Here is a 3,597-nt window from a genome sequence, read left to right as displayed (position 1 = left end):
AATGGATCGGCTGAACAATCGTCCCAGAAAGACAAGGGGCTGTCGATCACCAAACGAATTATTTATGGGGCAGCGAGTGGATTTGCTCGCTGCGTAACGGAATTGCAGTTATTACTTGAAACTGCGATACTTATTTTAAACCGAACAAAAAATGGTCGTAAGAATACGAAAAAGCGGAGTAAATTATGGGTGTTGGTGGCATCAGTATTTGGCAATTGGTTATCATTCTTGCCATTGTCGTTATGTTGTTTGGTACTAAGCGTCTACGCAATATAGGCGGAGATTTAGGTGGTGCAATCAAAGGCTTCAAACAGTCGATGAGCGATGACTTATCGATCGACGAAAAACTCGAAAACAAGGCAGCCGAAGGCGAAAGTCTCATGGTCGAAAATGCTGAACAGGTAAAAAACTAACACTTTTCTCTCGTTAAAAATACTAGCCAGACTCTGGCAGGTGTTGGTAATAGCGGTATGCGGGCATACCACGGGCATCACGGATTTCTTCAACTCAGTCACAGCATGGCGGTTTATTAGCAGGGCCTTTTCAGTCTGGGTAAGTTGATAAGGCCGACTTATATTTCGGAAAATCGAGATGTTTAACCGTATGATCAAGTGATAAAAACTGGGCTTGGGGGGGAGTTGCAGACCAGTGACTACCCGCTCGCCGAGGAACGTGTAGAGGTGGTTTATCGTCCCACAAGGGTTCGCAGCTGGCATGGTCAACAGAGTCTGATGGGTGCAGGGGTGGCAGTCGTTCGTGGTTTTGGCTTGGAAATGCATTTGGAGGTAGAGATCAAGCCCTTTTATGTGAACGATTATGACCAGGCTTTGCGCGTGCTTCTGGCGGGGCGGGTGAAGTTTGTGCTGGGAGAACAATTGCTCACCGGCAAGATTTTGCTCAAGTACCTTGAAGATGGTCACAAGCTGTCCCGACAACTGGTGTATTTTCGCCTGAACTATGTGGGTTTTGTGCGCTCTGAGCGTGGGGGACAGCTGCTCAAGCTCTACGAAGAGCGTATGGCGAAGCTGTTGAGTGGGGGGGAACTGCATGCCATTTATCGCAAGTGGGAAAGGAAGATGCCGCCTATGCCGACCACACCCTAGTGCGCCCGCTGATAGCGCATCGCAAAAACACTGCCAACTTATGATGCGCAATGATATCGGATGCTGTTGGTTGGCAGAGACTGTACAGCGATAAGCTGAAGTAAAAAATACAGATTTCTACAGCTCTTAAACGGCAGCTCTGTGGCGTACACCGGCCTATCGTTAATCTATAAATGTACTGAGTTTTCCAGCAAACGAAAGACCGGGTTGGGCGATGAGCTGAAATCAAATGATACAGATAACTACGAGTTTGAAATGGCAGCTATGCGTTAACCACAGCCGCAAAGAAGTCAAAAATATTTCAGCTCTATGGCTGCTTTCTGGCACTAATCGGCCCTTGAGGAAAACTTCAGTTACGGTGCGGACACCGGAAATTCTTTAGTCATCAAATTCTACGAATAACTTTACCGATGTACTTCGCCTTCGGGTAGAACCCGGAATTTCGATACCTCTAAGCATGGAATTCATTGCTGAAAATTTAATGTACCTGCGAAGGGCCGCAATACGGCAGACTGCCGACAATTACAATTTGGAAGAGAGTACCCTACAGAAAAGTCAGGTCTACGGTAGATAGGGGACTTTACGAAATGCCGATATTGCTGCTATTACGCACGTAAATCCAATCATACTTCTCTTTTCTTTCCAGAGTGAGCGCGCTCCTTCATATCAGACTGAATATAGACTTTATCAGTTGTACCCATGCTCGCATGGCCGAGATCATCAGCCATATGTTTTAACGGCCTGCTGGCGATATCCTGCGATGCGCCGGTATGACGTAGCCAGTGCGCGGTTGCCTCACGAAGTGCTTTGGCCTCTTTAGTGAAACCTTCTTCTTTCATTTTGTTATGTGCCATATCGAACGCATCTTGAACGATCCTGCGTAGCTGGCGCGAAGTCATTCCTCCCATGCCGCGGTTCTTGGCAACCAGAGCGGAATTTGAGTCAAAATTCTGGTGTACTCGGGCTCGGTAGGCTTGATAGCGTTCAATATAGGGGAGGAGTGCATTGGGTACCGATACGTCACGAACTTTATTGCCTTTACCCAAGACTTTAAGCCAGTTATTGCCATCGTCATCTTGCCAGTAATGCTTCCAAGTAGGTTGCCAATTCGGCCGTTCAGACAATTCTGAGATCCGCAGGTATAACGTTTTCAGGCACGCGATAATAAACAGTGTTCTCTGGTGGCCTGGATCAGCATCGGCCGCACACTGTGAGCAGTCCAACACATAGTCCCACTGCAGATCCGATAACCGCTTCACGTCTTTTTTGGTAGTACCTTTGATCAAATAGGGTGATTGCTTGCGGATGGCCGGTATGGGATTGCCAAACGCATAGCCTTCATCGGTCAAATAATCGTAGAAACAGGAGAGAGCGGAATAACATATTTTCATCGCCTCATGGGAGAGCGTATGCCCATGGCGTGGGACCTCGATATCCACGCCTTTATCCTCAGCTTGCTTGCGGTTCTCTTTGGCAACTTTGCCCGCAAAAGGACGCCATGCCTTATTTCTGAAGTATTGGCCGTCAATCAGTTGGAATCGATCGTTGACGGCGTTGGCCACCCAGGATACGGGTGGGCTGTGAATGAATTCGAAATAGCTTTCAAGATCGGGACGCTTGAGCTGAATGACGCTTTTGCCTGCGACGGTCCAGGACCACAGTAAGAGCCGTTCAACCTCGTTTCGGTAGCTGCGGTAAGTCGCTTCACTTTTCCGGCTGTAGCTTTTGAGGAAAGCCTGGGTTTGCAGGTAATCCTCGCGAGCGTCAGGAACCGATGCCGCTATACTGGTAAGAAATTCTTTGGAATCGGGATAATCTGCCAGCATGGCGATCCCCGTTGGCAATCGGGTAAAACCCTTGTGGGCGTCGAATAGCGGAACGGCGGCAAAGCGCTTAGACATACATTATCCCTGTATATGAGCCTGTGCAGGACTCTACCAGCGTCAACTCCTAATGTCCACTAATTGCGATTAGAGGACATAGAGAAGGTTTTCTGCATACAGGTATGCTCTCCCCTGGATGGTCAATCTATGCCAGTCAGGTTTCAGAGAGGTAGTGGTGATAAAATATACAGTTAAGAGGGGTTTGCGGGGGCCGCCCTAGGAAGAAGGCAGATTGTGAGGGTGTGTTTGCAGGAAGCAGCTTTACATCGACAATTGTTGATTATAAAGTCAGATTATCCATGGCTGAGTGCTGCAACTCAGCAGTCGCCGGCGACCTCTACAAGCAGTTAACGGCACTTTCACTACTTGTTTTCTCCCTTCTACCAGCCTGTTCAAAAAACACACTAGAATTTCGTAACCCATTGAATGTATTAGGGTATTTTTTCCTTAACTAAGGTTTCCGTACCGTTGATGGCCAACCCCCGTTCATTCAGATCTCTGATTAACTCAGCACAATGCAACTTTTCTTGCCAACGCTGATGATTCGCCAATCTAAAAATGCGCTGGTAGATGCGTGCACGGGTTTTCTGAGTGAGATTGAATGGTCTCAG

At 47.8% G+C, this 3,597-nt stretch carries 4 protein-coding genes; 2 read left to right on the top strand and 2 right to left on the bottom strand.

Going from position 1 to position 3,597, the window contains the following annotated elements:
- Positions 1–185 precede the first annotated feature (185 nt).
- A complete protein-coding gene (gene tatA, locus KOI40_RS18230; protein ID WP_216098975.1) occupies positions 186–413 on the top strand; it encodes a twin-arginine translocase TatA/TatE family subunit in 228 nt (75 codons plus the stop codon).
- 198 nt (positions 414–611) lie between these two features.
- The gene (locus tag KOI40_RS18225; RefSeq protein WP_216098974.1) at positions 612–1,103 is read left to right on the top strand and encodes a type 2 periplasmic-binding domain-containing protein; all 492 of its coding nucleotides are present in this window, start codon (positions 612–614) and stop codon (positions 1,101–1,103) included.
- Positions 1,104–1,726: 623 nt separating this feature from the next.
- On the opposite strand, the gene KOI40_RS18220 is transcribed toward KOI40_RS18225, so the two are convergent.
- Positions 1,727–3,004, bottom strand: coding sequence for a tyrosine-type recombinase/integrase (locus tag KOI40_RS18220; RefSeq protein WP_216098973.1), 1,278 nt, complete (start codon positions 3,002–3,004; stop codon positions 1,727–1,729).
- 413 nt (positions 3,005–3,417) lie between these two features.
- Positions 3,418–3,597 (bottom strand): hypothetical protein (locus tag KOI40_RS18215; RefSeq protein WP_216098972.1); only part of this gene is annotated, 180 nt, incomplete at its 5' end.

Origin of the sequence: Pseudomaricurvus albidus (assembly GCF_018863235.1) — a bacterium.
In the GTDB taxonomy this organism is placed as follows: domain Bacteria; phylum Pseudomonadota; class Gammaproteobacteria; order Pseudomonadales; family Cellvibrionaceae; genus Pseudomaricurvus; species Pseudomaricurvus albidus.
The sequence above is the reverse complement of the archived record's forward strand: the minus strand, read 5'-3'. Positions and strand labels throughout refer to the sequence as shown.

Coding starts and splice junctions, on each gene's coding strand:
- tatA (WP_216098975.1), top strand. CDS start 186: ATGGGTGTTGGTGGCATCAGTATTTGGCAATTGGTTATCATTCTTGCC.
- KOI40_RS18220 (WP_216098973.1), bottom strand. CDS start 3,004: ATGTCTAAGCGCTTTGCCGCCGTTCCGCTATTCGACGCCCACAAGGGT.